Source organism: Lentzea sp. HUAS12, from assembly GCF_024125735.1.
Classification (GTDB): Bacteria; Actinomycetota; Actinomycetes; order Mycobacteriales; family Pseudonocardiaceae; genus Lentzea; species Lentzea albida.
Window position 1 is genome coordinate 5315859 of sequence record NZ_CP099738.1, and the last position, 26642, is coordinate 5342500.

Below are 26642 nucleotides of genomic sequence, written 5' to 3' on the forward strand. Positions count from 1 at the left end.
CGCCCCCACCCCTGCCGGGCATCAGGAGGTAGCCGCGACCAGCTTGGTCATCGTCGCGAGCGTCGTGCGCAGGTCTTCCAAGGAGACCTGCGCACTGACGCGGTTCGCCCACTCGTGCTGCGCCTCCCGCAGCCGCTCGACGGCCGCGTATCCCTCGGCGGTGGGCCGGATCAGCTTCGCGCGGGCGTGCGCCGGGTTCGGCAGGTACTCCGCCAAACCCTTGTCCACCAACAGGTCCGCGATCCGCTGCACGGACTGGCGGGCCAGGCCCATCTCCCGCGCCACGCCCGACACCGACAACGGCTCGCGCAGCACGGCGCCGAGCACCTGCCACCACGCCGCGGTCAGGCCGACCGGCTTCGTCATCACCTCGGCCGCGTCGAGGAACGCCCCGTACAGGCGGAACGTCCTCATCACGACGTCGGTCAGCACGTCACCCGACTCACTCCTGGACACTCGCCACCAGCTTCCCGAACGCCTCGGCCGAATCCACCCGGTTGAACTCGTACCAAGCGTCCAAAGTCGCGGGAGAGAACGTCTCCAGCTCCGCCAGCACCTCTCGCGCGAACTCCAAAGAAGACGCACCACCCGCCGTGATCACGCCATCGGCGCGCACGACCCGTTCGTCGCGGTAGAACGCCGCGCCGCCGTAAGAACCAAGCCCCTCCAGGAAGTTCGACGTGTGCGGCACGTCGTCGAGCAGTCCCTCGGCCGCCAGCGCGACCGTCGCGCCGCAGATCGCCGCGATCGGCTTGCCCGCCTCGCGGAAGGTCCGCGCGAGCTTCCCGAACGCCGCCAGCGCACCGGTCTCCCAGCCGTCGCCGCCCGGCAGAACGAGCATCGCCGCGCCTTCGACGGACACGTCCTGCACAGCCACGTCCGGCACCATCCGCACCCCGCCGAGAGTGCGGATCGGGTCGAGGGTCAGCCCGACCGTCCGGATCTCGTACCGCCCCGCCTGCTGCTGGAACTGCTGCAGGCTCACCTGCGCGGCCACGTGGCCGTACTCCCAGTCCGCCATGCCGTCGGACAGAACGAGGTACACCGTCTGCGTCATGACAGCACACTGTCATAGCTGACAGCATGCTGTCAACTAACACGGGAGCTAAGGTCAGCCACATGGCAGAAGAGCTGGTCCACTACGAGGTGCGGCGTGGCATCGCGACGATCACGCTGGACTCCCCCCACAACCGCAACGCGCTGTCGTCGCAGCTGCGCCGGGAGCTCAGGGAACACCTGACCACGGCGGCGAAGGACGACGGCGTGCGCGTGGTCGTGCTGACCCACACGGGCCCGGTGTTCTGCTCCGGCATGGACCTCAAGGAGGCCGCCGGCGCGAGTGCGGGCGACCAGGGCGTCAACGAGTTCCCCGCGATCCTCGAACAGCTCTGGACCAGCCCGAAGCCCGTCGTCGCCGCCCTCAACGGCCCGGCGCGCGCGGGGGGCGTCGGCATCGTGGCGGCGTGCGACATCGCCGTCGCGGACGCCAAGGCGACGTTCGCGTTCAGCGAGGTCCGCATCGGCGTCGTGCCGGCCGTCATCTCGGTGACGGTGCTGCCGCGGCTGCTCCCCCGCCAGGCCCACGAGCTGTTCCTCACCGGCGAGACCTTCGACGCGCAGCGCGCCAAGGAGATCGGCCTGCTCAACGCCGCCACGGACGACGTCGAGGCCGAGGTCCGCCGCTACACGGACATGCTCGCGCTCGGCGCCCCCACCGCCCTGGCCGCCACCAAGGAGATGCTCCAGCAGGAGCGGTCCACGAACCTCGGCGAGGTCTTCGCGGACATGCTCGAGCTGTCCGCGCGGCACTTCGGCGGCCCGGAGGGCCAGGAGGGCATCACGGCGTTCCGGGAGAAGCGCAAGCCGTCCTGGGTGCCCGCCGAGGACTGATCCGGCGGAAGGCTAGAACCAGCCGGTGCACTCGATGCGGCCCTGCGACGACCCGCAGGCCCGCATCAGCTTGCCGTCGTTCTTGAACGCGTCGGTGTACTTCGCGGAACCCGAGTCGATCCTGGTGTACCCGAGGAAGCCCTCGTGCCCGTTGGCCGAGGGCTCCTTGCGGTCGGTCCAGATCTCCTCACCGGGCGTGCCGTGCGAGATGCGCCCCCACGCGCACTTGGACGTGTTCGACGCCCGCAGTTCGATCACACGGCCGTTCGGCATCGTCGCGGGGTTGTCGCCGTCGAGCGTCTCGAACGGCGAGAAGGGCTTCTCCTGCGAGCAGTCCGGATCACCGGCGAACGACGCGGCGGGACACAGCAGTCCGAGAACCACGGCAGCGCCGAGCACACAGCTCACACGGCGGAATTGCGTCTCCATGGAACGGCACTGTCCACTCCGGACGACGACTCCGCAGCCCGGATCACCTTTCCGTGCGAATCACGCGCACTTTCCGGTCACCCGACTCGGCGGTCTGCTTCACCGCGTCCCGCAGCACCTCCAGCACCGACCGGTCCAGGTCCACCGGCACGACCAGCACGTACTCACCTGCGGGAAGCCACGAGAGATCGGTCAGGCTGTCGTAAAGCGCGTCGAGGTTCTGCCCGAACCACGACGGGAAGTCGAGCGCCGCGGCAATGGCCGAGATCGCGGCCGACTTCTCCGATACGAGAATGTGCCGTTTCATTTCTTCACGTCCACGACGACGAACGACGAATAGTGGTCGCCGGTGTAGAAGACTTCCTTTTCCGACCCGGTGACGATCCGCCGCGCACCTCGGTCCGGACTGCCCGGCGTCGGCACCGTGTACTCCTTGTAGTACCCGGAGTTCTTGGCGGGCAGCCGCTTCTCCCGGTTCTGGAACGTCACGCCGTCGTTGCGCGGGTACGGGAACGGCCCGTTCGCCTCGATCAGCTTCCACGTCTTCGCGGCCTCGGCGGGCAGCTTCGACAGCGCCTGCACGTCCATGCCGGACGACGAACCGGGCACGGCGCCCGCCTGCGACCCGGAAGACGCGGAAGTCGCCGGCGGCGAGGAGGACGAGGACGGCGGCACGGGGTCCGAGGCGGTGGTGTCCTTGACGAACCACCCGATCACGACCAGAGCGATGAGCCCGACCAGCGCGACGGTCAGGCGACGACCAGGACTCACGCGGCGACCTTCTCCGTCTCGGGCTCCGGGTCGGGCTCGGGAGCGCCGACCGACGCCGGGTTGTTCGCACCCCAGTCAGCGACCCTGTCGATCAGCCGCGCCACGCCCAGGCAGAGGGGCAACACCACGATCATCACGACGGGGAACTGCACGGCGACGGGCAGCTGCACGACCCACAGCTCGACCCCGTCCCACCACTGCACCAGCCAGTCCACGACCCCGAGAGTAGTCGCGTGACCCGTGTCACGGCATTCGGCCACGATCCAGGTGGGTATGTTGCGAACCATGTTCGCCGTCTACGCAGCAGAACCCGGTCCTGAGAACCCGCTGGCCTCGCTCCGCGTGGGCGAGCGCCCCGAGCCCGAGGTGCCCGCCGGGTGGGTGCGCGTCGCGGTGAAGGCGGCCAGCCTCAACATGCACGACCTGTGGACGTTGCGCGGGGTCGGCATCAAGGCCGAGCAGTTCCCGATGATCCTCGGCTGCGACGGCGCGGGCGTGCTCGACGACGGCACCGAGGTGGTGCTGCACTCGGTCATCGGCGACCCGGACTGGTCCGGTGACGAGACGCTCGACCCCAGGCGCACGCTGCTCACCGAGAAGCACCAGGGCACGTTCGCGGACCACGTCGTGGTCCCGGCCCGCAACGCGCTGCCCAAGCCCGCCGGCCTGTCGTTCGCCGAGGCCGCCTGCATGGGCACGGCGTGGCTCACGGCGTACCGGATGCTGTTCGTGAAGTCCGGTCTGCGCCCCGGCCAGACGATGCTCGTGCAGGGCGCGTCGGGCGGTGTGTCGACGGCGCTCGTGCAGCTCGGCCGTGCCGCCGGGTTCCGCGTGTGGGTCACGGGCCGCACGGAGGAGAAGCGCGCGCTCGCCCAGAGCCTCGGTGCCCACGAGACGTTCGAGTCCGGCGCCCGGCTGCCCGAACGGGTCGACGCGGTGTTCGAGACCGTCGGCAAGGCCACCTGGTCGCACTCGATGAAGTCGCTCAAGCCCGGTGGCATCGTCGTCATCTCGGGCGCGACGTCCGGCGACGCCACCGCGGCCGAGCTCCAGCGGCTCTTCTTCCTGCAGCTGCGCGTGGTCGGCTCGACCATGGGCACGCGGGAGGAGCTGGGCGACCTGATCCAGTTCTGCGCCCTGAACGACCTGAAGCCGCAGATCGGCGCGGAGCTGAGGTTCGAGGACGCCGAGCAGGGTCTGAAGGCGATGCTGGACGGCGAGACGGCGGGCAAGATCGTCCTCAGCCGCTCGTAGCAAAGCGTGCAAAACGCCCTTCTGCCGAGCGGCTCCCGCCGAACCGCGTGACAGTGGTCCGCATGACCACGCAGGGCGTTTTCAGGCGCAAGCCCATAGATCAGATCGCTGAGGACAAGGGCGACGGGCTCACCAGGACGTTGGGCCTGTGGCAGCTGACGGCCATCGGGATCGGTGGCATCATCGGCGCCGGCATCTTCTCGCTGGCCGGCGCCGTCGCGAACAAGACGGCGGGCCCGGCGGTGCTGGTCTCGTTCCTCATCGCCGGTATCGCGAGCGCGGCGGCGGCGTTCTCGTACGCGGAGTTCGCGGGCCTGATCCCCAGGGCGGGCAGCGCCTACACCTACGGCTACGCGGTGCTGGGCGAGGTCGTCGGCTGGTTCATCGGCTGGGACCTGCTGCTCGAGTACACCGCGATCGTGGCGGTGGTCGCGATCGGCATCTCCGGCTACTTCACCGAACTGCTCAGCCTGCTCGACATCCACCTACCGCAGTGGATGCTCGGCGCGCCGGGCACGGAAACAGGTGACGTGGCCGCGGGCACGTACAAGGTGAACCTGTTCGCCGTGCTGCTGTGCCTGCTGATCGCGTTCGTGCTGAACATGGGCATGAAGAACGCCGCACGGTTCGAGACCACGTTGGTGTACCTGAAGATCGCGGTCGTGGCGCTGGTCGTGATCGTCGGCGCGTTCCACATAAACACCGACAACTACAACCCATTCTTCCCGTTCGGCATCTCGGGTGCGCTCACGGGTGCGGCGACGGTGTTCTTCGCGGTGTTCGGCTACGACGCCATGTCGACGGCGGCCGAGGAGTCGAAGGACTCCCAGAAGCACATGCCGAAGGCGATCATCTACTCCCTCGCCGTGTCGATGGTCCTGTACGTGCTGGCCTGCCTCGTGCTGACGGGCATGGTGAACTACAAGGACGTCGACTCGGAGTCCGCGTTCGCCACGGCGTTCGCCGACATCGGCCTGCCCGCCCTGGGCATCGTCATCAGCGTCGGCGCCATCCTCGGCATCACGACGGTGCTCTTCACGTTCCTGCTGGGCGCGGCCCGCGTCGGCTTCTCGATGAGCCGCGACGGCCTGCTGCCCCCGTGGTTCGCGAAGACGCACCCGGTGAAGCACGTGCCGTCGCGCATCACCTGGGTGCTCGGCATCGCCTCCGCGGTCATCGCCGGTTTCCTGCCGATCGCGGAGGCCGCCGAGCTCACCAACATCGGCATCCTGCTGGCGTTCGTCGTCGTGTGCGTCGCCGTCATCGTGTTGCGCTACAAGCAGCCCGACCTGCCCCGCACGTTCAGGACGCCGGGCATGCCCGTGGTGCCGGTCATCGGCATCATCTTCTCGATCTGGCTGATCACGTTCCTCAACCCCGAGACCTGGCTGCGGTTCGCGGTCTGGTTCGTGATCGGCCTGATCATCTACTTCGCCTACTCGAAGAGGCACTCCGTCATGGAGCGTCAGTCCAGGCGGTGACGATCTGGTCGAGGGTGGAGAGCGGCACCGCGCCGCTCCCCACCACCAGGTCGTGGAACGCGCGCACGTCGAACCGGTCGCCCATCTTCGTCTCGGCCTCGCCGCGGATGCGCTGGATCTCCAGGCGCCCCACCATGTACGCGAGCGCCTGGCCGGGCGTCTCGATGTACCGGTCGATCTCGCTGTGGATCTCGGGCTCGGTCATGACCGTGTTCTCACGCAGGTAGTCGACGGCCTGCTGCCGCGACCAGCCGAACGCGTGGATGCCGGTGTCGACCACGAGCCGCCCGGCCCGCATCGCGTCGAGCCCCAGCATGCCGAGGCGCTGCTCGTCGGACGAGTACAGCCCCATCTCGTCCGCGAGCCGCTCGGTGTAGAGGCCCCAGCCCTCCAGGTACGCCTCGATGAACGCGTACTTGCGCACGTTGTGCAGCTCGGTCTCGGACGAGATCGTGAACTGGTAGTGGTGGCCCGGAACGGCCTCGTGGAACGCCGTCACCTCGGACAGCGTGCGGCTGCGTTCGGTGGCGCCCAACGGGTTCAGCCAGTACGTGCCGGGGCGTGAACGGTCGGCCGACGCGGGCTGGTAGAACGCGATCGCCGACGTGCGCTGCTCCTCCTGCGGCACGAGACGCACCTGGCAGCCGACGCCGGGCATGCGCCCGAACCACTTCGGCGCCTCGGCCTCGGCGCGGGCGATCGCCTCCACGGCGCTCTCGAGCATCTGCTCTTCGTTGTCCCACAACAGTTCCGTGCGCAGCCGCCGGAAGACCTCGGACACGTCCGAGACCCCCCAGACCCGCGACCCGATCTCCGCGTACTCCTCGCGCAGCGACGCGATGACGTCGAGCCCCAGCCGGTGCAGCTCGTCGGGCGTGCGGGAGGTCGTGGTGTAGTTGCGGACCAGGTTCGCGTAGTTCCGCTCGCCCTCGGGCAGCCAGCACAGACCGGCCTTGTCGTCGCCGCGCCCGTCCTCGACGGACGCCAGCACGTCGCGGAACCCGGCGACTGCGGCGCGGATGTCGTCCGAGCGCGTGCCCTCCCACTCCTGCGCCGGCAACGCCAGGAACGCGTCCATCCGCTGCACACCGGTCTCCAGGTGCCGGCTCAACGGGCGCCGGTCGGAGTCGCGGACCCGTGCGGCGGCCTGCTCGACGTAGCGCGGGAACTCGTCGAGGCGCTGCGACACGTCGAGCTTCGACGCGATCAGGAGCAGGCTGTTCACCGGCGAGCTCATGGTCGCGACGCTGTGTTCGACGAGCCTCGCGTCGATGCGGTCGACGACCGCCCGTCCCTGCTGCTTGATCACCGCGAGCGTGACGGCGTCCTCGGTGTCGTCCGTCTCGGCCCTCTCCAGGAGCGCGGCGATCCGGTCCCGGTCGGCCTTCTGCCCCTCGGGGCTCAGGTCACCGAGCCCGCGCTCCCAGCCCGGCACGCCGAGCATCGCCGCCTGCAGCGGCGAGTGGTCCATGAGTGCTTGGAACACGTCGTCAGCGAGTGACATCAGGCCCTCCCGGACCAGTCGGAAACGAGTGAGCCGAGCGTGGGCAACGGCACGACGCCGTTCTCCAGCACCAGGTCGTGGAAAGCCTTGACGTCGAACCGGTCGCCCATCGCGGCCCGGGCCTCCTCGCGTACGCGCTGGATCTCCAGGCGCCCCACCATGTACGCGAGCGCCTGCCCCGGCGCCTCGATGTACCGGTCGACCTCGGAACCGATCTCCGCGTCGTCCATGGCGGTGTTCTCGCGCAGGTAGTCGACGGCCTGCTGCCGGGGCCACCCGAGCGCGTGCAGGCCCGTGTCGACCACCAGCCGCCCGGCGCGCATCGCGTCGAGCCCCAGCATGCCCAGGCGTGCCTCGTCGGACGAGTAGAGGCCCATCTCGTCGGCCAGGCGCTCGGTGTAGAGGCCCCAGCCCTCCAGGTAGGAGTCGATGAACGCGAACTTGCGCAGGTTCGACAGCTCGGTCTCGGCGGCGATCGAGAGCTGGAAGTGGTGTCCGGGCACGGCCTCGTGGAACGCCGTCACCTCGGCGACGGTGCGGCTGCGGCCGGTGGCGTTCAAGGGGTTCACGAAGTACGTGCCGGGACGCGACCCGTCCAGGGCGGCGTCCTCGTAGTAGGCGAACGCGGCGTTGTGGCGGTCGACCTCCGGCACGAAACGGACCTCGCACCGCGCCTTCGGCAGCCGCCCGAACCAGTTCGGCGCCTCGGCCTCGGCCCGCGCGACGGCCTCGACCGCGTGGACGAGCATCTCGTCCTCGTTGTCCCACAACAGGTCCGTGCGCAACCGCCGGAAGATCTCGTGGACGTCGCTGACGCCCCAGACCCGCGATCCGATCTCCGCGTACTCCTCGTGCAGCCCGGCGATCAGGTCGAGCCCGAGCCGGTGCAGCTCGGACGGGCTGTAGGACGCGGTCGTGTAGTCGCGGACGAGCTTGCGGTAGTTCTCCTCGCCGTCGGGCAGCCAGCACAGACCGGCCTGCTCGTCGTCACGGCCGGGCAGCCCCAGCAGGACCTCGCGGTACCGGGCGAACGCCGGACGCAGGTCCTCCTCGCCCTCCCACTCCTGCCGCGGCGAGGCGAGGAACCGCTCGACGTACGCGGCGCCGTTGTCCACGTGCCGGCGCAACGGCCTGCGATCGGTCTCGACCAGCCTCCGCCCGGCCTGCTCCAGCAGCCGCGGCACGAGGTGCCGCCGCCGGGAGAAGTCGATCTGCGAGGTGGCCCTGAGCATGCTCGCGACCGGCGCGTTCGTGCCCCTGGACACCGAGTGCTCGACCAGCCGCGCGTCGATGAACGTGATGATCGACTCGGCCTGGTGCCGGATCACGTCCCGCGACACCCGGTCCTCGTCGCTGCCGTCGAGGCGGTCGAGGATCCCGGTCAGCCTCCGCCGCAACGCCTGGTGACCGTCGACGCTGACGTCGTCGAGCCGATCGTCCCAGCCGGGGACTCCGACGAGCGTGGCGAACAGCGGGTTCCAGTCCATCATCGCCTGGAACATCTCATCGGAGAGCGAGGTCACGCCCTCCTTCTTAGCCGCGCCGGAACCGCTCTGCCAAGGAATTGATCGTTTCCGTCAGCTCGGCCCCGATGCGCTCCACGATCGCGCCCGCCGGTTCGGCCGTGGCGATCGGGTACGTGGTGCCCGCCCACAACGACATGACCTCGACCTCGCCGGACGCCCGCACGGGCTTCGTGAGGTGGTGCACGTTCGGGTACGCGGCGGGAGCGTGCGGCCCCTGCTCGATCAGGAACCTGTTGACGAGCCCCCGCGCCGGCCTGCCGCTGAACGCCCGCGTGAGCGCCGTGCGCCGGACCCCCTCGGCGAGCGCTTCCCGTTGGGCCGCATTGGTTCCCGCCTCCGGGCAGCCGAGGAACGCGGTGCCGAGCTGCGCCGCCACGGCCCCCGCCGCCAGCACGGCGGCGACGTCGGCGCCGGTCACGAGACCACCGGTCGCGATCACCGGCAGGTCGACCGCGCTCTTCACGAGCCGGATCGCCGCGAGGGTGCCGTAGAGTTCGCCGCCGCCGGGTGAGACGCCGTCGTCGGCGAACGTGCCGCGATGGCCGCCCGCGTCCGACCCCTGCACGCACACGACGTCCGCGCCGATCTGCTGCGCCTGCCGCGCCTCGGCCGGGGTGGTGACCGTCACGACGATCGTGGAACCGGCCGCCCTGAGCCGCTGGACGTCGTCCACGTCGGGCAGGCCGAAGGTGAACGACACCACGGGCACCCGCAGCGCCAGCACGAGTTCGAGCTTCGCCGCGTAGTTGTCGTCGTCCCAGCGCGGGTCGCCGGGCGCCGTGCCGACCTTCTCGGCGTAGGACGCGACCCGCTGCACGTACGACGTGAGGTCCGCTGTCGAGCGTGTGCCGGGCACGAACAGGTTGACCCCGAACGGCTTGCTGGTCAGCTCGCTCGTCCGCACGATCTTCTCGGCGAGCTGCTCGACGGTGACGTACCCCGCCGCGAGGAACCCGAACCCGCCCGCCTCGTTCACCGCGGCGACCAGCTCGGGGGTGGAGGGGCCACCTGCCATGGGCGCGGCGATCACGGGCACGGCCAGCGTGTGGAACATGAGGACAACCTAGTGCGATCCGGCGTGGAATGCCTGGTGGAAGCGTGTGTCGTTGCCGACTCGGGAACACGACGGCGCCACGTCCACAGTGGACGTGGCGCCGACCGTTCCATCATCTAGGGCAGGGAGTCCAGATGAGGGGCGACGGTGTTCGCGAACTGCCAGTTGTTCGAGGCGTCCCAGTTGATCGACCACGTCATGGCGCCGCGGATGGACGGCCAGGTCGTGCTCGGCTTGAACGTCCCGCAGTTCGTACCGCGGGCGAGGCAGCTGAGCGCGTTGTTGACGTTGGACGGCGACTGGTAACCGCCACCGGCACCGGACGGCGACGCGGGCAGGCCGAGGCCGACCTGGTCGGCGCGCAGGCCGGACTGCAACTGGATGCACGCGAGCGCGGTCAGGAAGTTGACCGTGCCCTGGCTGTAGACCTGCTGGTCGCAGCCGAGCATCGAACCGGAGTTGTAGTACTGCATGTTGACGATCGTCAGGATGTCCTTGGTCGCCAGCGCCAGTTTGAAGTACTCGGCGTTGACGTTCTGCATGTCGATCGTCTGCGGCGCCATCGTGATGACCTTGCCGCCGCCGTTGTAGATGTCGCGCAGCGCCTGGCCCATGTACTGGGCGTTGACGCCGTTCTCCAGGTCGATGTCGACGCCGTCGAAGCCGTAGGACGAGATGAGGCCCTTGACGCTGTTGGCGAAGTTCGTGGCCGCCGTGGAGTTGCCGACGCTGATCGTGCCCTTCTCACCGCCGACGGAGATGATCACCTTCTGGCCGCGGTTCTGGACCGTCCGGATGTCGGCGCGGAACTGCGCGTCCGTGTAGCCGCCGAGCTGGCTGCTCAGGCCGGGGTCGAGGTTGAACGCGACCTGGCCCTGCACCGCCGTGGCGTCGGCGAACGACACCGCGATGATGTCGTAGGTGGTGGGAACGTCGGCGAGCTTCAGAGCGCGCGCACCGTTGTAGAAGTTCTGCCAGTAGCCCGTCAGGACGTGCTTGGGCAGACCGGTGTTCGGCGGGTTGCTCGTCGTGGTGGTGGTGGTGGTGGTCGTCGTGGTCGTCGTAGTGGTGGTCGACGTCGTGGTGCTCGTGGTCGTCGGCGGCGTGCCGGGGCCGTCGAGGTTCACGTCGTCGGCGAAGTACGCGGGCTGGCCGTACCAGCCGTGCAGGTAGATCGTGACGCTGCTGGCACCGCCGGAGTTGAAGTCGAGGCTCAGCTGGCTGAACCCGCTCGTACCGGGAGTCCAGGTGTTCTTCTCCACGCCACCGGTGACGCCGAGGTAGACGTAGCTGCCCTGCACCCAAGCGGACAGCTTGTAGGCCGTGTTCGGTTGCACCGGAACGGTTTGCTGGCACCGCGCGTTGCTCTGGCCGACGGGGGCGCCCTGCAGCGCGTACGTGCCGGTGCGCTTGGTGCTGTTGGTGACGCTCGTGCCCTCGGTGCAGGTCCAGCCGCTGAGGTTGCCGGCCTCGAAGCCGCTGTTGGCCGCGAGGTTCGCGGCGGCGGCGCTGCCGTTGATCACCAACACCAGACCGGCGCACGAGAAGAGCGCGGCGAGCAGCGCTATCGCTGCTCGTCTGGTCTTGGACATGGTCCACCTCCACACATCATGCGGCGGCCATGTTGTGAGTGGACTAAAAATGGACTAGACCACTGCACTTGGTCAAGCCCTGGTTTAGCTTGATGCCCGTGTTCACCCTCGAAGACGCCATCGCGATCGCCACCTCCGCGCACGACGGGCAGGTCGACAAGTCGGGCCGGCCGTACATCGGACATCCGTTGCGGGTCATGGCCTCCGTGACGGGAGAGCACGAGAAGATGGCCGCCGTCCTGCACGACGTCATCGAGGACACGGCGGTGACAGCGGACGACCTTCTCGCCCGCGGCTGCCCGCCGGTCGTCGTCGACGCGGTGGTGGCGTTGTCACACCTCCCGGACGAACCGCAGGAGGACTACCTGCGCCGCGTGGCCGCGAACCCGCTGGCACTCTCCGTGAAGCACGCGGACATCGGCGACAACCTCTCCCCCACCCGCATGGCCCGGTTGGACGAGGAGACGCAGGAGCGCCTGAAGGCCAAGTACGCCCGCGCGCTCGGGTTGCTCGCCTCCTACGTGAGGTAGCTCGCCTTCTTCATCGGTACAGGTCGCTTGAACAGGGTGTATTATCGAAACGTAACCAAGATTGGAAGGACACGATGACCCGCCACGACCTGTCCGTGAAGTCCCTGCGTTCGAGCCTTGCCACGCGCCGCGCGGCTCGGGTGAAGCGTCAGAGCCTGGAGCGGCAGTTGGCCAGCTACACCACGGAGAGCGACCGACTCGAACTGGACGCCATCCTCTCCCGCCACAGCGCGGAGGAGACCGGCGAGATCCGTTCGATCATCAACCGCCAGGCGATGGACCGCTTGCTGCGCACCGCCTGACGAACATCCTGAGGCCACCCCGGCAATGCCGCCGAGGGTGGCCTTCTGCGTTTCTAGATGTACTTGGCCAACACGTTGGTGACGGTGTGTTGGCTTGATCATGGGTGAGGCCTCCGGTGCGGTGGTGATTGCGAAGTCAGTCACCACAGCCGGAGGCCTCGATGGCACACGCTAACGCCCGCCTGACTGTGCACGGACGCCTGGTCCTGGTTTCCAGGGTCGCCGCGGGCAGACCGGTCGCCCACGTGGCCAAAGAGCTCGGTGTGTCACGGCAGTGCGCGCACCGCTGGGTCCGCCGATTCCGTGACGAAGGCGCCGCCGGCCTGGCCGATCGGTCCAGCCGACCGCATCACATACCGTCGCGGACATCGGCTCGAACGGAGCAGCAGATCGTGACGGCACGCAGCGAGCTGCGGTGCGGACCGGCCCGGATCAGCGCCCGCACCGGCGTACCCGCTCGCACTGTGTCGCGGGTGCTGGCCCGGTATGGCGTGCCGAGGCTGGCCGAGTGCGATCCGCTGACCGGGCAACGCATCCGCGCCAGCCGACACACCACCCGCCGCTACGAACACCCGCAGCCAGGTGACCTGATCCACCTCGACGTCAAAAAGATCGGCAAGATCCCGCCCGGAGGCGGCTGGCGCGCTCACGGCCGCGGCCTGCGTCCCGGCTCCCGCCGCGGCCTGGGCTACGACTACGTCCACGCCGCCATCGACGACCACTCCCGGCTCGCCTACGCCGAAGTCCTCGCCGACGAACGCGGCACCACCTGCGCCGGGTTCCTGCTCCGCGCCACAGCCTGGTTCGCCGAGCAAGGCATCCCACGTGTTCACCGAGTCCTGACCGATAACGCCAAGAACTATCTGATCTCCCGCGACTTCGCCGCCGCGATCGCGGCGATCGGCGCTCGCCACAAGACCATCAAGCCACATTGCCCCTGGCAGAACGGCAAAGTCGAGCGCCTCAACCGCACCCTGCAAACCGAGTGGGCCTACCGCGAAATCTTCCTGGACAACGACGCCCGCACCGCAGCGCTGGCGCCCTGGCTCAACCACTACAACACTGAACGCGGTCACCACGCACTCAACGGGCACCCACCCATCAGCCGCGTTCAGTCACCAACCTCATGACCAAGTACATCTAGAACAACCTCTTGAGCGTCAGGACGTTGTCCTTGCGCATCTCCTGCTGCCCCTCCGGCCCCGTCAGCGGCCGTTCCACCACCTCGTCGGTGACGATGATCCAGTTGTCCTTGAGCTGGAGGTGGTCGAGCACGTCCTTGGTCGTCGGGAAGTAGTAGTCCTGGTGCTCGGACCACGACGGCGCCCCGGCGTGCCCGCCGATGACCAGGTGCCCACCGGGAGCGACGGCCTGCGAGGCCCTCTTGAGGATGCTGTTGCGCTCCCCGTCCTCCTCGACCGGCGAGTGCAGGAACTGCGCGCTCACCAGGTCGTACACCCCGTCGGGGAACGTCACCTTGAGGTCGTGCCGCTCCACGGAGATCTCGACGCCGGCGTCGTGCGCGTGCTTGAGCGCCCGATCCAGCGCCACCTGCGACACGTCGACCCCCAGCACCCGCCACCCGCGCTTCGCGAGCCACACGGCGTCCCCGCCCTCCGCACACCCGACGTCGAGCGCGCTGCCGGGCGCCAGCCGTTCGACCTCCCGCACCAGCAACGGATTCGGGTTGCCGGACCACACCTGGTCCCGCTCCGAGTAGAAGGTCTCCCAGAACTCCTGCGCAGTCGTCATGAGTTCAAGATGCCCCTCCTCGTGCCGGATCGGCAAACTACGTTGCCGAACCAGCAACACCAGGACCAGGCAGCAGGTCGACGTCCCCCGCGCGCATCGGCTCCCCGCAGTGGTCGCACCGCAGTTCGACGTCCGAGATCTCCCCGCAGGCGTGGTGCCGGTAGAGCACCGGCGGCCCCGCCTCCCCCGCGAGCCACCGGTCGCCCCAGCCCTTCATCACCATGAGCAGGTCGATCAACTCGGTGCCCTTCGCGGTGAGAACGTACTCGTACCGCGGCCGCTGGTCGTACGGCCTCTTGTCCAGAACCCCCTGCTCCACCAGGTGGTTCAGCCGCTCGGTGAGCACCTTGCGCGAGATCCCGAGATCGGCCTGGAGCTGCTCGAACCGGTTCATCCCGACCCACACGTCCCGCAGGATCAGCGGCGTCCACGGCTCCCCGACGACATCGAGCGTGCGCGCGATCGAACACGCCATCCCACTGAAACTGGTCCGCTGCATGACCTGAGCCTACCAACTCAGGGTTCCCTAAAGGAACTTCAACCTGCTACGGTCACGGAGTCTCTTAAGGGAACCCCAACGAGGAGTGAGCGATGAGCAAGGTGATCAGCGCCCACGCGGTGTCGGTCGACGGCTACATCACCGGCCGCGACGCCCGCCCAGGTCACGGCCTCGGCGACGGCGGCACGCTGTTCGACTGGTACTTCGACGGCACCGTCCCCAGCACCGTCTTCGACGGCTTCAAGCTGAGCGAGGCCAGCGCACCGCTCTTCGACTCCCTCGCCGCACGGGTGGGCGCCCTGGTCGCCGGCCGCAAGACCTACGAGGACTCCGAACGCTTCGGCGGCGGCAGCCCGGTCCCGAACACCCGCGTCGTGGTCCTCAGCCACACCCCGGTGCCGTCGCTGAGCGACCAGCAGACCCCGGCCACCACCGTCGAATCCGCCGTCGCCGCGGCCCGCGACCTGGCCAACGGCCGCGACGTGGGCCTGATGGGCGGCGGAGTCCTGGCCTCGGCACTCGAGGCCGGGCTCGTCGACGAGATCGTGCTGCACCAGGTGCCCGTGCTGCTCGGCGCAGGCCGCCCGTTCTTCCAGGAACTGCCGAAGCACGTGCGGCTGAACCTCATCGAAGCCGTCCCCGCGCCGGGCGTCACGCACCTGCGTTACGAGGTGCAGCGATGAACGCGGAACTGCGCGAGGTGCTCGACGGCACCCCGATCGCCCACCTGGCCACGCTCCTGCCCGACGGCGCACCGCACTCGGTGCCGCTGTGGATCGGCACGCACGGCGACCACATCGCGATCCTCACGGGCCCCGGCTCGCAGAAGGCCCGCAACCTGCGCCGGGACCCGCGGGTGGCGATCTCGCTGACGCCGCCGGACACCCCGTTCCAGCCGGTGACCCTCCGAGGGCGCGTCGTGGAGTGGCTCGACGGCGACGCGGCGTGGGAGATCATCGATGCGATCGCCCAGAAGTACATCGGGGCGCCTTACGGGCGCGACGAGGAACGGGTCGTCGCGCTGATCGAACCGGCTCAGCCCAGCAACGGGATGTCCAGCCGCCCGTAGTGGAACTCGCGCACCGCGATCACGAGTTCGTCCACCGTCAGCGCGCCATCACCGTCGAGGTCGATCCGGTCGAAGGCGGCATCCGAGTCGGCGTCGCTCAACCCCACCGCCGACCCGAGCCAGCGGCGCAGCTCCACCCGGCTCACCAGGCCGTCGCGGTCGGTGTCGCACAGGTCGGAGATCGCGGCGATGGTGGGCCGCAGCAGCGAGTCGAACCCCTCGTCGCCGCGCCCGAACATCAGCTCCCGGTTCGCCGCGAGGTACTGCTCCTGGTTCAGCGCGCCGGCGGGCCCGACCCCTGCCGCCTCCGCCTGACGCCGGTGCAGCTCGATCAACGCCTCCATGACGGCACGACCGCGGCCGTTGTTCAGGGACTCACCGAACGCCGCGACGATCCGCCGCGCCTCGGCCTCGTAGTCGCTGCGGTCGATCACACCGTTGTTGTCGGCGTCCCACTTCCGGAAGCGGCGGACGTCGTTCTCATGGCTCAAAGCAGAGGTCACGACTGTCGACGTTGGGCAACATGGCTCAACGTCGGCAGTCGCACGAACAGCTGAACCTACTTCTTGCCCTTCGGCTCCTCCGTGGACAGCGCGGCGACGAAGGCCTCCTGCGGCACCTCGACCCGGCCGACCATCTTCATGCGCTTCTTGCCTTCCTTCTGCTTCTCGAGCAGCTTGCGCTTGCGGGTGATGTCACCGCCGTAGCACTTCGCGAGCACGTCCTTGCGGATCGCGCGGATCGTCTCGCGGGCGATCACGCGCGAGCCGATCGCGGCCTGGATCGGCACCTCGAACTGCTGCCTCGGGATGAGCTCGCGCAGCTTCGTGGCCATGCGCGTGCCGTAGCCGTACGCGTGGTCCTTGTGCACGATCGCCGAGAACGCGTCCACGGCCTCGCCCTGCAGCAGGATGTCGACCTTGACGAGCTCCGCGTCCTGCTCGCCGGACTCTTCGTAGTCGAGCGACGCGTAACCGCGGGTGCGCGACTTCAGCGAGTCGAAGAAGTCGAAGATGATCTCGCCGAGCGGCATCGTGTAGCGCAGCTCGACGCGGTCCTCGGACAGGTAGTCCATGCCACCGAGCTGGCCGCGCTTGGCCTGGCAGAGCTCCATGATCGCGCCGATGTAGTCCGACGGCGCGATGATCGTGCACTTGGTGACGGGCTCGTACACCTCGGCGCGCTTGCCCTCGGGCCAGTCGGACGGGTTCGTCACGACGTGCTCGGTGCCGTCCTCCATCACGACGCGGTACACGACGTTCGGAGCCGTGGAGATCAGGTCCAGGCCGTACTCGCGTTCCAGGCGGTCGCGCGTGATCTCGAGGTGCAGCAGGCCGAGGAAGCCGCAGCGGAAACCGAAGCCCAGCGCGGCCGACGTCTCCGGCTCGAACGTCAGCGCGGCGTCGTTGAGCTGCAGCTTCTCCAGCGCCTCGCGGAGCTCCGGGTAGTCGGAGCCGTCGACCGGGTACAGGCCCGAGTAGACCATCGGCCGCGGCTCGCGGTAGCCGGCGAGCGGGGTGGTGGCGCCCTTCTTCTCGGACGTCACCGTGTCGCCGACCTTCGACTGGCGCACGTCCTTCACGCCGGTGATCAGGTAACCGACCTCGCCGACGCCGAGGCCGCGCGACGGCTTCGGCTCGGGCGAGACGATGCCGACCTCGAGGATCTCGTGCGTGGCACCCGTCGACATCATCTTGATGCGCTCGCGCGGCGTGATCTTGCCGTCCACCACGCGGATGTACGTGACGACGCCGCGGTACGTGTCGTAGACCGAGTCGAAGATCATCGCGCGGGCCGGGGCGTCGGCCTCGCCGACGGGCGGCGGGACGAGCTTCACGACCTCGTCGAGCAGCGCCTCGACGCCCAGACCGGTCTTGGCGGAGACCCGCAGCACGTCGTCCGGCTCGCAGCCGACGATGTGCGCGATCTCCTTCGCGTACTTGTCGGGGTCGGCGGCCGGCAGGTCGATCTTGTTCAGCACCGGGATGATGGTGAGGTCGTTCTCCATCGCCAGGTACAGGTTCGCGAGCGTCTGCGCCTCGATGCCCTGCGCGGCGTCGACCAGCAGGATCGCGCCCTCGCAGGCCTCCAGCGCGCGCGAGACCTCGTAGGTGAAGTCGACGTGGCCGGGCGTGTCGATCATGTGCAGGACGTGGTCCTGCCCGTTGACCTGCCACGGGAGGCGCACGTTCTGCGCCTTGATGGTGATGCCGCGCTCACGTTCGATGTCCATGCGGTCGAGGTACTGAGCGCGCATCGCCCGCGCTTCGACCACGCCGGTGAGCTGCAGCATGCGGTCGGCCAGCGTCGACTTGCCGTGGTCGATGTGCGCGATGATGCAGAAGTTCCGGATGAGCTCCGGAGGCGTGAAGGTCGTGTCGGCGAACGTGGTCAAGGCAGTCCTCAACAGGAAATCGGACGGGTGTCCCCTTATGGTCCCATAGTGGCCGACGTGCTCTGCACCACTAGGGTGCGTTCGTGCTGATGAACGGTGAGGACCCCCGCCCGGCCAAGGGCGCGGTACGCGAAATCTTCGACGCGGCCAGGGCCGCGAAGCTCGACTACTCCCCCACCATGGACGGGGACGCCGACCCCGGCGAGGTCGTCTGGGCCTGGGTTCCCTTCGAGGAGGACGCCAACCGCGGCAAGGACCGCCCGCTGCTCGTCGTGGGCCACGCCGACGGCGACCTGGTCGCGCTGATGCTCTCCTCGAAGGAGCCGCGCGACGACTTCCTCGAACTGGGCGCGGGCGCCTGGGACCGCGAGGGCAGGCCCTCCTACCTGCGCCTCGACCGCGTCTTCGCCCTGGCCTCGGACGACGACATCCGCCGCGAGGGCGCCGTGCTCGCCCCCGCCGCGTTCGGTGAGGTCGTCGACGCCCTACGCGAACGTCACGGCTGGCGCTGAACGAACGCACGCCACGCGGGTGCGCTGAACCTCAGCGTGCCCGCGCCGGCGTTCTTGGAATCACGCACCAGGACGTCGCGAGCGATCGACACCTCGACGCACTCGCCGCCCTCGGTCGCTCCGCTGTAGCTGCTCTTACGCCAGACGCGGTCCCCGGCCATCGAATTCCTCTCGCGGTGGGCTGACGTACTCCGCCAGCTTCGTCCGCGATTGTCCCGCATCCAACGCGACTCGCTCCAGGTGATCGAAGAGGAGCCTGGTCCGCGCGATGGCTCCGGGGTCCTGCACGAACACGTTCACGAGGTCCGCCTCGCAGTAGACGACCGATGCCGCCTTCTCGTACGACCACAGGACGCAGCCCGACGAGGGCACCACCACGTCCGCGGGCACGATCCGGATGTCCAACCCGCTGAAGAGCAGCTTGGCGTACTGGTCCTCCATGACCTGGTCGTCTCCGACCTTCTGCCGGAGCGCGAGCTCGTGCACGAAGAACACGCAGGTCGGCCGGTCGTGCCGCCGCAGGATCGCCTGCCGCTCGATGCGGAACCGCACGAGGTTCGGGATCCGCTCCTCCGCGACGAACCCGCCCAGCCGGTACAGGGCGTTCGCGTACTCCGGTGTCTGCGTCAGGCCCGGTATGCCTCGCGCGGAGTAGCTGGTGAGCGTCACCGCCGTGGACTCGGCGAAAGCGACCGTGCGCAGTTCTTCGTTCACCTGCACCACGTACTCGTCGAAGGCGTGCCTGTAGCGCCTGCGGAAGTCCTCGAAGAAGTCGATGTCCTTGCCGCACGCCGTCAGGAACTGCACCAGGTCGATCTCGCTGGCGCGCGCCTTGCCCTTCTCTATGTTGGTCACCTTGCTCGGGTGCCAGCCCAGCCGCAGGGCCATGTGGGCACCGCCCAGGTCGGTGCAGGACTCCCGGAGCCGGCGCAGCTCGTCACCCAGAGCCCTGCTGCACGCCGTCGATGTGATCACACTCATAGGGCCGACGCTAGGGATTGCAGTCGGTCCAATGAAGAGGCTCATTCGGGTGAAAACAAAGGACCCTACGCAAGCCGTGTGATGTCCACGGTGACCTCGAGGGCGGTGGCCGCCCCACCCGAATAGATCCCCTTCAACGGCGCCACGTCCGCGTAGTCGCGCCCGAGCGCGACCCAGATGTGCCGGGGCCCGACCGGGATCGCGTTCGTGGGGTCGTACCCCCACCACCCGCCGGTCCACGCCTCGATCCACGCGTGCGACTCGCCGCGGACCGTCTCCCGCAACGGCCCGTCCTCCTTGGTGTGGAGGTAACCGGAGACGTACCGAGACGGGATTCCCATGCCGCGCAACAACACCAGCGTGAGGTGCGCGAAGTCCTGGCAGACGCCCTTGCGCTCGTGCCACGCGTCGACCGCCGAGCTGTGCACGCCCGTCGACCCCGGCTGGTACGTCAGCTGCTCCCCCACCCACTGCGAGGCGGCCAGCACGGCCTCGGACGGCGTCCTGCCCTTCTTGAGCTCGCGGGCCTTCGCCAGCAGTTCGCGGTCGCGCGGCGTGTAGAGCGTGGGTTCCAGGAACTCCGTGTAGCGGTCGACGAGGTCGTCTTCCTTCAGGTCCGCCCACGTTCCGGTCGTCACCGGCTCGATCTCCGCGCTCGTCTCCACCACGGACGACGCGACTACCTGCAGTTCCTTGTGCGGCGCGTGGAGGTCGAACGACGTGACCTCCGTGCCCCAGTAGTCGGTGTACCGGTACGCACGGGTCGCAGGCGTCGTCTCGACGCGTGACACGACCACGTTCTGTTTGCGGTCACCGCGTGGTGTCAGCCGTGCCTCGTTGTACGACTGCACGACCGGTGCCTCGTAGACGTAACCCGTCGTGTGCACGACACGCACTCGCCAGCTCATGGTCAGCCCACCTCGGTGTTCGTCCAGGCGACCCACTGCGCCGTGTGGAAGTACTGGAGCGACACCGCTTCACCGACGTCACGCACGGTTTGTTGCAGTGCGGCAAGGCGTTTCGGCAGATCCGGCAGCAGGTCGTGCGGCCGCAGGAACTCCAGCTCGCTGCGCGCCTGGCCGAGCAACCGCAACGCCTCCGCGCGCGCACCGACGCGCACGGACGGTTGGTTCTCCAGCTGCTCCAAGCACGACTCGGCCTGCCTCAGCGCGTGGAACACCGATCGCGGGAACAGTCTGTCCAACAACAGGAACTGCACCACTCTCGACGCGTCCAACGCACCGCGGTACGTCCTTAAGTACGTGTCGTGCGCACCGGCGGAACGGAGAACCGTGACCCAGCCGGGAGACGACGCCCTGTCACCGACGTGCGCGAGCAGCAGCCGCACGATCATGTCGACGCGCTCGACCGAGCGTCCCAGCACGAGGTAGCGCCACCCGTCGTCCCGCGACATCGTGGAGTCCGCGAGGCCAGCGAACATCGCCGCCCGTTCCTCGACGAAGCTGAAGAACGCGTGCGGACCCATCGTGCGCGCGTAGGTCTGCCGTTCCGCGACGGCGTTCCACATCGCGTTGAGGCACTCCCACATCTCGGTCGACACGACCTCGCGCGCGCCACGGGTGTTCTCGCGCGCGCTGTTGACCGACGACACGATGGAGCTGGGGTTGTCCTTGTTGTACGCCACCAGTTCCGTCAGCGACCACACGTCGAACTGGTCGGCCCCGTCCGGTGGCTTGATGCCCAGGACCGTCAGCAACCGCCGGGACGCGGCGTCCGGGTCGACGGTCGCGTCCTCCAGCAACTGGTGGACCGAGACGTCCAGGATGCGCGAGGTGTCGTCGGCCCGTTCGACGTAGCGGCCGATCCAGTACAGCGACTCCGCGTTGCGTGCGAGCACTTCGCCTCCCTACTGCTGCTGTTGTTGCTGTTGCTGGGAAGTGGTCAGCTCAGGCCCCTGCTCGGCCGCGGTCGACTCCATGTCGGACGGTCCGGCGAGCCCGGGCTCGGCCAGTTCCCGTTCCTGCGTGGACGACTTCGCCGCGAGCACCCACGTGTCCTTCGACCCGCCGCCCTGCGAGGAGTTGACGACGAGGCTGCCCTCCGGCAACGCGACGCGCGTCAGCCCGCCCGGCAGCACGAAGATGAAGTTGCCGTCGTTGACCGCGAACGGCCGCAGGTCCACGTGCCGCGGCACCAGCTTGTCGCCGACCTTGGTGGGCACCGTGCTGAGCTGCACGACGGGCTGCGCGATCCACCCGCGCGGGTTGCTCTTGATCCGCTTGCGCAACGAGTTGAGCTGCTTCGTGGTCGCGTCCGGCCCGAACACGATCCCGTAGCCGCCGGACCCCTCGACGGGCTTCACCACGAGCTCGTCGATCCTGTCGAACACGTGCGCCCGCTCGTCCGGCAACCAGCACCGGAACGTGTCCACGTTGGGCAGCAACAGCTTCTCGCCGAGGTAGTACTGCACGATCTCCGGCAGGTAGGTGTAGACGAGCTTGTCGTCCGCCACCCCGTTGCCGATGGCGTTGGCCACCACCACGTTGCCGGCCCGCGCCGCGTTCACCAGCCCGGCGATGCCCAGCACCGAGTCGGGCCGGAAGTGCACCGGGTCGAGGTAGTCGTCGTCGATGCGCCGGTAGATGACGTCGACCTGCCGCTCGCCCTCGGTGGTCCGCAGGTACACGAAGTTGTCGCGGCAGAACAGGTCCCGCCCCTCCACCAACTCCACACCCATCTGCCTCGCCAGCAACGAGTGCTCGAAGTAGGCGGAGTTCCCCAGCCCGGGGGTGAGCACGACGACGTTCGGATCGGCCGCGTTGGGCGCGGCGGCGTTCCTCAACGCCCTGAGCAGATGCACCGCGTAGTCCCCCACCGCGCGCACGCGATGCCGTGCGAACAGATCGGGGAACACGCGCGCCATCGTCCGCCGGTTCTCCATGACGTACGAGACGCCGGAAGGACACCGGAGATTGTCCTCGAGCACCCGGAACGTCCCCTGCTCGTCCCGCACGAGGTCCACACCCGACACGTGGATGCGCACACCGTTGGGCGGACTGATGCCGGCCGCCTCGCGGTGGAAGTGTTCGCACGACGTAATGAGACGCCTCGGCAACACTCCATCCCGAACGATCTGGGCGTCGCCGTAGATGTCCGCGAGGAACATCTCCAACGCCCGAACCCGCTGCACGATCCCCTTTTCGAGCTTCGACCACTCGCTCGCGGTGATGATGCGCGGGATCAGGTCGAGCGGGAACGGCCGCTCCTGCCCGCTCAGTGAGAACGTGATCCCCTGGTCCACGAAGGCCCGGCCGAGCGCCTCACTGCGCGCGTTCAGGTCGTTGACCTGCGACGGAGCCACCGAGTCGTACAGCGCGCGATACGCCGAGCGCACCCCGCTGTCCGTGGAGAACATCTCGTCGTAGGCGCCGGCGTGCGGCCGTGCGGGATTCAGATAGCCGTTGAACAGCTCACCGAGCCTCGGCGCGGTGACCGTGCGGCTGCGGCGCAGTCCTGAGGTGCGGGCTCGGTGTTCCATGGTCCACATCTTCACCCCACCTGCGCCGATTGCGCACTAGTCCGACCGGACAAGAAACTTCCCGGAAACGAAACCCGTCGCTTCCCCGACCTTGGAGGCGTGACCTCAGCCGAGCTGACGGAGGCGGAACCCGAGCGCACGATCGACCTCGGCGCGCCCATCACCGGAATCTCGCCGACCGGTGAGTCCCGGAGCCTGGTGCTCAGGGTGTACTTCGACCAGGAAGGCCTGTTCGGGCCACAACGATCGGTGTCGTGGGGAGATCTGCGAATCCGGGCTGACGGCGAAGACCTCGTCGTCCTGCGCGGGTCCCGCGAGGTCCGCCGGTTGGCCGGGCACTCCACTCGGGTCACGGCCGTCGACTCGTTCACGAGGGCCGGCGAACCGCTGCTGGTCTCGGGGAGCGAGGGCGGATCGGTTCGGGTCTGGAGCCTGCGCACCGGTGACTGCTGTGGCGGAGCCGGCCGTCCCGGGTGTCCGTGATGATGATCTACCTGGGGCCGGACGCGCGATTCCGCGTGGTGTCGGGTGGGCCCACGGGCAGACTGCGTATCTGGAACCCGGAGGTGCGGGTGCCGTTGCAGGCCGGCCTCGTGGGGACCCGCGGGTTCAGCGATCGGGTCGCGCGGGAGGACCTGCTCGATCGCGGCAACCTCGTGCGAGCGCTCAAGGAGGTGCTCGAACCGAGCCACGAGGACGCACCCACGGTGATCACGATCGAGGGCGCGTGGGGTTCGGGCAAGAGCACGCTGCTGGAGCTCATGAAGGACCGGCTCGCCTCGGAGCCCGCCGTGGTGGAGAAGGGGCGCAGGCTCACCGTGTTCGCCGCGGACCGCCTGCTGTGGCGGCCACGGCCGGGGAGACCGCGCGGGGAGAAGCCGTCGAAGATCCTTCCTCGGGCTCGGCCGTTGATCGTGTCGTTCAACCCGTGGCGGCACCAGTCGAGCGAACAGGTGTGGGCGGGGCTGGCGAAAGCCGTCACCGAGGCGGCCGAGACGGCGATGATGCCGCATCAGTACATGCGCGAGCGGTACTGGTTCACCCGCAACGCCCTGCGCGTCGACCGGCGACACCTCCAACGGCAGCTGTGGCGGCGGATCCACTCCCCCTTGCTGACTCTCGCAGGGCTCGGATTCGTGCTGTCGGTGCTGAACGCGCTGACCAAGCTGAACATCGGCTGGGCGTGGTTCGCCACGGGCGGTGTCGCCGCCGCCGGTGTGCTGCACACCGCGTTCAGGTACCTGTTCGCGCGAGCGTCCGCCTTCCTGCCGGGCGAACTGTTCACCGGACCGGTCGTGAGCAACGCCTTTGCAGGCGCCACAACGGATCCGTTGATACGCGCCCCGTACTACAACGCTCGCGCCGGCTACCTCTACCTGGTGCAGCACGACATCGAGGTGCTGTTGCACGACCTCGCGGCGCACCACCTCGAGTTGATCCTGCTGATCGACGATCTCGACCGGTGCACGCCCAGGACGACGGCACAGGTGTTCGAGGCGATCAACGTGTTCCTGGCGGACGAGTTCCCCGCCACGAAGTTCGTGCTGGGCCTCGACCCCACCGTCGTCGCCGCACACGTCGACAACGCCTACAAGGAACTCGCCGACGCGAACGCCGTGAAGCACCCCGATGATCCGAGTCCGGGGTGGACGTTCCTCCGGAAGATCGTCCAGCTGCCGGTGCGGCTGCCGCGCACCACCGCGGACAACGTGGACCGCGTGCTGCTGGCACAGCTCGGTCCTGTGCACAGCGAGGTGCAAGCCACCGACTCCCCAGGTGGCGACGTCGCGAGCTCGGAATCGCTCGCGGATTCTGCGGCAGTCGAGGAGGTGGAGCAGGAGTACGTCACCATCGAGAAGCACCCGGTCGTCCGCGAAGAACTGCGACGCCGGCTTCGCGCCCAGCCGGAGCAGTCGGTGCGCGAAGAGAAGCGGCTGTTGAACACGTGGCAGTTCTACCTGCGCGTGCTCGCGAGTTCGGACGTCGAGGAAGCCGGGCACCTGGTCGCCGTCGCCGAGATCGCGGTCAGGTGGCCCGCCTACCTGCACCGGCTGCGCGGCGGGTGGCACAGCCTCGCTTCCGCGGTCGTTGACGACGTCCGGTGGGGCGCGGCGATCGCCAAGCTCGGGTTCGCCCACTCCGACCACAAAGCCGCGGCAAGCCTGCGGGAGTTGCTGCTGGACAGCGATGCACGAGCCGTTGCGACGCTCGCCAGCAAACTGCTGTAGAACGAAAAAAGCCCTGCGGGGAGCGCTTGTGGCGCTCGACCCGCAGGGCAAATTAAGTTCGGCGGCGACCTACTCTCCCACACCGTAACCAGTGCAGTACCATCGGCGCAGAAGGGCTTAACTACCGGGTTCGGAATGGGACCGGGTGTTTCCCCAACGCTATAACCACCGAAACACTATGGAAATGTACAACCAGAGCCCTGTTCGAGCTCTCGATCGGTTCTGGTTGTTCTTCCAGAACCGCACAGTGGATGCGTAGCGTCTTTGTAACAAGTCCTCGGCCTATTAGTACCAGTCAGCTCCAACCGTTACCGGTCTTCCACCTCTGGCCTATCAACCCAGTGGTCTAGCTGGGGGCCTTAACCCACAAAGGGTGGGATACCTCATCTTGGAACGAGCTTCCCGCTTAGATGCCTTCAGCGGTTATCCCTTCCGAACGTAGCCAACCAGCAATGCTCTTGGCAGAACAACTGGCACACCAGCGGTCCGTCCGTCCCGGTCCTCTCGTACTAGGGACAGCCTTCCTCAAGTATCCTACGCGCGCGGCGGATAGGGACCGAACTGTCTCACGACGTTCTAAACCCAGCTCGCGTACCGCTTTAATGGGCGAACAGCCCAACCCTTGGGACCTACTCCAGCCCCAGGATGCGACGAGCCGACATCGAGGTGCCAAACCATCCCGTCGATATGGACTCTTGGGGAAGATCAGCCTGTTATCCCCGGGGTACCTTTTATCCGTTGAGCGACCACGCTTCCACAAGCCATGGCCGGATCACTAGTTCCGACTTTCGTCCCTGCTCGACCCGTCAGTCTCACAGTCAAGCTCCCTTGTGCACTTGCACTCAACACCTGATTGCCAACCAGGCTGAGGGAACCTTTGAGCGCCTCCGTTACTCTTTGGGAGGCAACCGCCCCAGTTAAACTACCCACCAGGCACTGTCCCTGATCCGGATCACGGACCGAGGTTAGACATCCAATACGACCAGAGTGGTATTTCAACGATGACTCCACAACCACTGGCGTGGCCGCTTCACAGTCTCCCACCTATCCTACACAAGCCGAATCGAACACCAATACCAAGCTATAGTAAAGGTCCCGGGGTCTTTCCGTCCTGCCGCGCGTAACGAGCATCTTTACTCGTAATGCAATTTCGCCGGGCCTGCGGTTGAGACAGTCGAGAAGTCGTTACGCCATTCGTGCAGGTCGGAACTTACCCGACAAGGAATTTCGCTACCTTAGGATGGTTATAGTTACCACCGCCGTTTACTGGCGCTTAAGTTCTCAGCTTCGCCCCGAAGGACTAACCGGTCCCCTTAACGTTCCAGCACCGGGCAGGCGTCAGTCCATATACATCGTCTTGCGACTTCGCATGGA

30 protein-coding genes and 2 rRNA genes (1 of these 32 only partly in view) are annotated in these 26642 nt (G+C 68.0%); 11 read left to right on the forward strand and 21 right to left on the reverse strand.

The annotated features are described in order from the left end of the window. Window positions 1–21 precede the first annotated feature (21 nt). Together ND450_RS23805 and ND450_RS23810 are read right to left on the reverse strand one after the other, a co-directional pair. The gene (locus ND450_RS23805) at window positions 22–456 is read right to left on the reverse strand and encodes a MarR family winged helix-turn-helix transcriptional regulator (RefSeq protein ID WP_245786477.1); all 435 of its coding nucleotides are present in this window, start codon (window positions 454–456) and stop codon (window positions 22–24) included. Then, the gene (locus ND450_RS23810; RefSeq protein ID WP_253320921.1) at window positions 443–1057 is read right to left on the reverse strand and encodes a DJ-1/PfpI family protein; all 615 of its coding nucleotides are present in this window, start codon (window positions 1055–1057) and stop codon (window positions 443–445) included. Before ND450_RS23810 ends, ND450_RS23805 begins: the two co-directional genes overlap by 14 nt. A 62-nt stretch (window positions 1058–1119) precedes the next feature. On the opposite strand from ND450_RS23810, the gene ND450_RS23815 reads away from it, so the two are divergent. Next, complete coding sequence (locus tag ND450_RS23815; RefSeq protein ID WP_253320922.1) at window positions 1120–1890, forward strand: enoyl-CoA hydratase family protein; 771 nt, start codon at window positions 1120–1122, stop codon at window positions 1888–1890. Between the two features lie 12 nt (window positions 1891–1902). On the opposite strand, the gene ND450_RS23820 is transcribed toward ND450_RS23815, so the two are convergent. Genes ND450_RS23820 through ND450_RS23835 form a run of 4 tightly spaced genes read right to left on the reverse strand, consistent with a single transcriptional unit; the run spans window position 1903 to window position 3305 of the window. Continuing rightward, complete coding sequence (locus tag ND450_RS23820; RefSeq protein ID WP_253320923.1) at window positions 1903–2319, reverse strand: YjfA family protein; 417 nt, start codon at window positions 2317–2319, stop codon at window positions 1903–1905. A 43-nt stretch (window positions 2320–2362) separates the two neighbouring features. Next, window positions 2363–2626, reverse strand: coding sequence for a barstar family protein (locus ND450_RS23825; RefSeq protein WP_253320924.1), 264 nt, complete (start codon window positions 2624–2626; stop codon window positions 2363–2365). Then, complete coding sequence (locus ND450_RS23830) at window positions 2623–3090, reverse strand: ribonuclease domain-containing protein (protein WP_253320925.1); 468 nt, start codon at window positions 3088–3090, stop codon at window positions 2623–2625. Before ND450_RS23830 ends, ND450_RS23825 begins: the two co-directional genes overlap by 4 nt. Then, on the reverse strand, window positions 3087–3305 hold the full coding sequence (locus ND450_RS23835; protein ID WP_089922297.1) for a hypothetical protein: 219 nt from the start codon (window positions 3303–3305) through the stop codon (window positions 3087–3089). Before ND450_RS23835 ends, ND450_RS23830 begins: the two co-directional genes overlap by 4 nt. A gap of 70 nt (window positions 3306–3375) precedes the next feature. Between ND450_RS23835 and ND450_RS23840 the strand changes: the two genes are divergently transcribed. Both ND450_RS23840 and ND450_RS23845 read left to right on the forward strand, forming a co-directional pair. Further along, window positions 3376–4344, forward strand: coding sequence for a zinc-binding dehydrogenase (locus ND450_RS23840; protein WP_253320926.1), 969 nt, complete (start codon window positions 3376–3378; stop codon window positions 4342–4344). Window positions 4345–4406: 62 nt separating this feature from the next. After that, entirely contained in the window at window positions 4407–5825 is a 1419-nt protein-coding gene (locus ND450_RS23845; RefSeq protein WP_253320927.1) for an amino acid permease, read from the forward strand. Here ND450_RS23845 and ND450_RS23850 read toward each other — a convergent pair. The 4 genes from ND450_RS23850 to ND450_RS23865 all read right to left on the reverse strand — a co-directional run bounded on the left by ND450_RS23850 (window position 5800) and on the right by ND450_RS23865 (window position 11501). Then, complete coding sequence (locus ND450_RS23850) at window positions 5800–7329, reverse strand: DUF885 family protein (RefSeq protein WP_253320928.1); 1530 nt, start codon at window positions 7327–7329, stop codon at window positions 5800–5802. The genes ND450_RS23845 and ND450_RS23850 overlap by 26 nt on opposite strands. Further along, window positions 7329–8852 (reverse strand): DUF885 family protein, encoded by a 1524-nt coding sequence (locus tag ND450_RS23855; RefSeq protein WP_371927402.1) that lies wholly within the window; start codon window positions 8850–8852, stop codon window positions 7329–7331. Before ND450_RS23855 ends, ND450_RS23850 begins: the two co-directional genes overlap by 1 nt. Before the next feature lie 10 nt (window positions 8853–8862). Beyond that, window positions 8863–9909: a nitronate monooxygenase gene (locus tag ND450_RS23860; protein WP_253320929.1), complete on the reverse strand. Its 1047-nt coding sequence runs from the start codon at window positions 9907–9909 to the stop codon at window positions 8863–8865. A 116-nt stretch (window positions 9910–10025) separates the two neighbouring features. Further along, window positions 10026–11501 (reverse strand): chitinase, encoded by a 1476-nt coding sequence (locus ND450_RS23865; protein WP_253320930.1) that lies wholly within the window; start codon window positions 11499–11501, stop codon window positions 10026–10028. Window positions 11502–11599: 98 nt separating this feature from the next. Between ND450_RS23865 and ND450_RS23870 the strand changes: the two genes are divergently transcribed. The 3 genes from ND450_RS23870 (at window position 11600) to ND450_RS23880 (ending at window position 13463) form a co-directional block, all read left to right on the forward strand. After that, the gene (locus ND450_RS23870) at window positions 11600–12031 is read left to right on the forward strand and encodes a phosphohydrolase (RefSeq protein WP_371927403.1); all 432 of its coding nucleotides are present in this window, start codon (window positions 11600–11602) and stop codon (window positions 12029–12031) included. 74 nt (window positions 12032–12105) lie between these two features. Next, window positions 12106–12333, forward strand: a complete 228-nt coding sequence (locus ND450_RS23875) for a hypothetical protein (protein WP_253320932.1) — start codon at window positions 12106–12108, stop codon at window positions 12331–12333. Window positions 12334–12494: 161 nt separating this feature from the next. Beyond that, complete coding sequence (locus tag ND450_RS23880) at window positions 12495–13463, forward strand: IS481 family transposase (protein ID WP_253320933.1); 969 nt, start codon at window positions 12495–12497, stop codon at window positions 13461–13463. 10 nt (window positions 13464–13473) lie between these two features. On the opposite strand, the gene ND450_RS23885 is transcribed toward ND450_RS23880, so the two are convergent. After that, window positions 13474–14085: a bifunctional 2-polyprenyl-6-hydroxyphenol methylase/3-demethylubiquinol 3-O-methyltransferase UbiG gene (locus ND450_RS23885; RefSeq protein ID WP_253320934.1), complete on the reverse strand. Its 612-nt coding sequence runs from the start codon at window positions 14083–14085 to the stop codon at window positions 13474–13476. A gap of 37 nt (window positions 14086–14122) precedes the next feature. Continuing rightward, complete coding sequence (locus tag ND450_RS23890; protein WP_253320935.1) at window positions 14123–14584, reverse strand: helix-turn-helix domain-containing protein; 462 nt, start codon at window positions 14582–14584, stop codon at window positions 14123–14125. A gap of 92 nt (window positions 14585–14676) precedes the next feature. On the opposite strand from ND450_RS23890, the gene ND450_RS23895 reads away from it, so the two are divergent. Further along, the gene (locus ND450_RS23895) at window positions 14677–15267 is read left to right on the forward strand and encodes a dihydrofolate reductase family protein (RefSeq protein ID WP_253320936.1); all 591 of its coding nucleotides are present in this window, start codon (window positions 14677–14679) and stop codon (window positions 15265–15267) included. Beyond that, entirely contained in the window at window positions 15264–15653 is a 390-nt protein-coding gene (locus tag ND450_RS23900; RefSeq protein ID WP_253320937.1) for a PPOX class F420-dependent oxidoreductase, read from the forward strand. Before ND450_RS23895 ends, ND450_RS23900 begins: the two co-directional genes overlap by 4 nt. Here ND450_RS23900 and ND450_RS23905 read toward each other — a convergent pair. Together ND450_RS23905 and lepA are read right to left on the reverse strand one after the other, a co-directional pair. Next, window positions 15620–16156, reverse strand: coding sequence for an EF-hand domain-containing protein (locus ND450_RS23905; protein ID WP_253320938.1), 537 nt, complete (start codon window positions 16154–16156; stop codon window positions 15620–15622). The genes ND450_RS23900 and ND450_RS23905 overlap by 34 nt on opposite strands. Before the next feature lie 56 nt (window positions 16157–16212). Continuing rightward, the gene (gene lepA, locus ND450_RS23910; protein WP_089922285.1) at window positions 16213–18048 is read right to left on the reverse strand and encodes a translation elongation factor 4; all 1836 of its coding nucleotides are present in this window, start codon (window positions 18046–18048) and stop codon (window positions 16213–16215) included. 89 nt (window positions 18049–18137) lie between these two features. On the opposite strand from lepA, the gene ND450_RS23915 reads away from it, so the two are divergent. Beyond that, window positions 18138–18560, forward strand: a complete 423-nt coding sequence (locus ND450_RS23915) for a type II toxin-antitoxin system PemK/MazF family toxin (RefSeq protein ID WP_177230045.1) — start codon at window positions 18138–18140, stop codon at window positions 18558–18560. Here ND450_RS23915 and ND450_RS23920 read toward each other — a convergent pair. From ND450_RS23920 to ND450_RS23940, 5 genes are all read right to left on the reverse strand, one after another. Beyond that, window positions 18545–18721, reverse strand: coding sequence for a DUF397 domain-containing protein (locus ND450_RS23920; RefSeq protein WP_089922283.1), 177 nt, complete (start codon window positions 18719–18721; stop codon window positions 18545–18547). The genes ND450_RS23915 and ND450_RS23920 overlap by 16 nt on opposite strands. Further along, window positions 18696–19541 (reverse strand): helix-turn-helix transcriptional regulator, encoded by an 846-nt coding sequence (locus ND450_RS23925; protein ID WP_253320939.1) that lies wholly within the window; start codon window positions 19539–19541, stop codon window positions 18696–18698. Before ND450_RS23925 ends, ND450_RS23920 begins: the two co-directional genes overlap by 26 nt. Before the next feature lie 65 nt (window positions 19542–19606). Further along, on the reverse strand, window positions 19607–20449 hold the full coding sequence (locus tag ND450_RS23930; RefSeq protein ID WP_253320940.1) for a transglutaminase family protein: 843 nt from the start codon (window positions 20447–20449) through the stop codon (window positions 19607–19609). A 2-nt stretch (window positions 20450–20451) separates the two neighbouring features. After that, window positions 20452–21399, reverse strand: a complete 948-nt coding sequence (locus ND450_RS23935) for an alpha-E domain-containing protein (protein WP_253320941.1) — start codon at window positions 21397–21399, stop codon at window positions 20452–20454. A 9-nt stretch (window positions 21400–21408) separates the two neighbouring features. Beyond that, window positions 21409–23040, reverse strand: a complete 1632-nt coding sequence (locus tag ND450_RS23940) for a circularly permuted type 2 ATP-grasp protein (RefSeq protein ID WP_253320942.1) — start codon at window positions 23038–23040, stop codon at window positions 21409–21411. A 99-nt stretch (window positions 23041–23139) separates the two neighbouring features. On the opposite strand from ND450_RS23940, the gene ND450_RS23945 reads away from it, so the two are divergent. Together ND450_RS23945 and ND450_RS23950 are read left to right on the forward strand one after the other, a co-directional pair. Beyond that, the gene (locus ND450_RS23945) at window positions 23140–23523 is read left to right on the forward strand and encodes a hypothetical protein (RefSeq protein WP_253320943.1); all 384 of its coding nucleotides are present in this window, start codon (window positions 23140–23142) and stop codon (window positions 23521–23523) included. Continuing rightward, on the forward strand, window positions 23523–25268 hold the full coding sequence (locus ND450_RS23950; RefSeq protein ID WP_253320944.1) for a P-loop NTPase fold protein: 1746 nt from the start codon (window positions 23523–23525) through the stop codon (window positions 25266–25268). The genes ND450_RS23945 and ND450_RS23950 overlap by 1 nt, the downstream gene beginning before the upstream one ends. A gap of 56 nt (window positions 25269–25324) precedes the next feature. Here ND450_RS23950 and rrf read toward each other — a convergent pair. Next, window positions 25325–25441, reverse strand: a 5S ribosomal RNA gene (gene rrf / locus ND450_RS23955). A 92-nt stretch (window positions 25442–25533) separates the two neighbouring features. Further along, a 23S ribosomal RNA gene (locus ND450_RS23960) occupies window positions 25534–26642 on the reverse strand; it runs 1973 nt beyond the window's last position.

What these genes read in the sequence shown, in the direction of transcription:
- ND450_RS23845 (WP_253320927.1), top strand. Translation starts at nt 4,407, where the DNA reads ATGACCACGCAGGGCGTTTTCAGGCGCAAGCCCATAGATCAGATCGCT.
- ND450_RS23885 (WP_253320934.1), bottom strand. Translation starts at nt 14,085, where the DNA reads ATGACGACTGCGCAGGAGTTCTGGGAGACCTTCTACTCGGAGCGGGAC.
- ND450_RS23840 (WP_253320926.1), top strand. Translation starts at nt 3,376, where the DNA reads ATGTTCGCCGTCTACGCAGCAGAACCCGGTCCTGAGAACCCGCTGGCC.
- ND450_RS23875 (WP_253320932.1), top strand. Translation starts at nt 12,106, where the DNA reads ATGACCCGCCACGACCTGTCCGTGAAGTCCCTGCGTTCGAGCCTTGCC.
- ND450_RS23890 (WP_253320935.1), bottom strand. Translation starts at nt 14,584, where the DNA reads ATGCAGCGGACCAGTTTCAGTGGGATGGCGTGTTCGATCGCGCGCACG.
- ND450_RS23900 (WP_253320937.1), top strand. Translation starts at nt 15,264, where the DNA reads ATGAACGCGGAACTGCGCGAGGTGCTCGACGGCACCCCGATCGCCCAC.
- ND450_RS23865 (WP_253320930.1), bottom strand. Translation starts at nt 11,501, where the DNA reads ATGTCCAAGACCAGACGAGCAGCGATAGCGCTGCTCGCCGCGCTCTTC.
- ND450_RS23850 (WP_253320928.1), bottom strand. Translation starts at nt 7,329, where the DNA reads ATGTCACTCGCTGACGACGTGTTCCAAGCACTCATGGACCACTCGCCG.
- ND450_RS23880 (WP_253320933.1), top strand. Translation starts at nt 12,495, where the DNA reads ATGGCACACGCTAACGCCCGCCTGACTGTGCACGGACGCCTGGTCCTG.
- ND450_RS23920 (WP_089922283.1), bottom strand. Translation starts at nt 18,721, where the DNA reads ATGGCCGGGGACCGCGTCTGGCGTAAGAGCAGCTACAGCGGAGCGACC.
- ND450_RS23950 (WP_253320944.1), top strand. Translation starts at nt 23,523, where the DNA reads ATGATGATCTACCTGGGGCCGGACGCGCGATTCCGCGTGGTGTCGGGT.
- ND450_RS23825 (WP_253320924.1), bottom strand. Translation starts at nt 2,626, where the DNA reads ATGAAACGGCACATTCTCGTATCGGAGAAGTCGGCCGCGATCTCGGCC.
- ND450_RS23895 (WP_253320936.1), top strand. Translation starts at nt 14,677, where the DNA reads ATGAGCAAGGTGATCAGCGCCCACGCGGTGTCGGTCGACGGCTACATC.
- ND450_RS23915 (WP_177230045.1), top strand. Translation starts at nt 18,138, where the DNA reads ATGAACGGTGAGGACCCCCGCCCGGCCAAGGGCGCGGTACGCGAAATC.
- ND450_RS23860 (WP_253320929.1), bottom strand. Translation starts at nt 9,909, where the DNA reads ATGTTCCACACGCTGGCCGTGCCCGTGATCGCCGCGCCCATGGCAGGT.
- ND450_RS23940 (WP_253320942.1), bottom strand. Translation starts at nt 23,040, where the DNA reads ATGGAACACCGAGCCCGCACCTCAGGACTGCGCCGCAGCCGCACGGTC.
- ND450_RS23810 (WP_253320921.1), bottom strand. Translation starts at nt 1,057, where the DNA reads ATGACGCAGACGGTGTACCTCGTTCTGTCCGACGGCATGGCGGACTGG.
- ND450_RS23820 (WP_253320923.1), bottom strand. Translation starts at nt 2,319, where the DNA reads ATGGAGACGCAATTCCGCCGTGTGAGCTGTGTGCTCGGCGCTGCCGTG.
- ND450_RS23930 (WP_253320940.1), bottom strand. Translation starts at nt 20,449, where the DNA reads ATGAGCTGGCGAGTGCGTGTCGTGCACACGACGGGTTACGTCTACGAG.
- ND450_RS23925 (WP_253320939.1), bottom strand. Translation starts at nt 19,541, where the DNA reads ATGAGTGTGATCACATCGACGGCGTGCAGCAGGGCTCTGGGTGACGAG.
- ND450_RS23815 (WP_253320922.1), top strand. Translation starts at nt 1,120, where the DNA reads ATGGCAGAAGAGCTGGTCCACTACGAGGTGCGGCGTGGCATCGCGACG.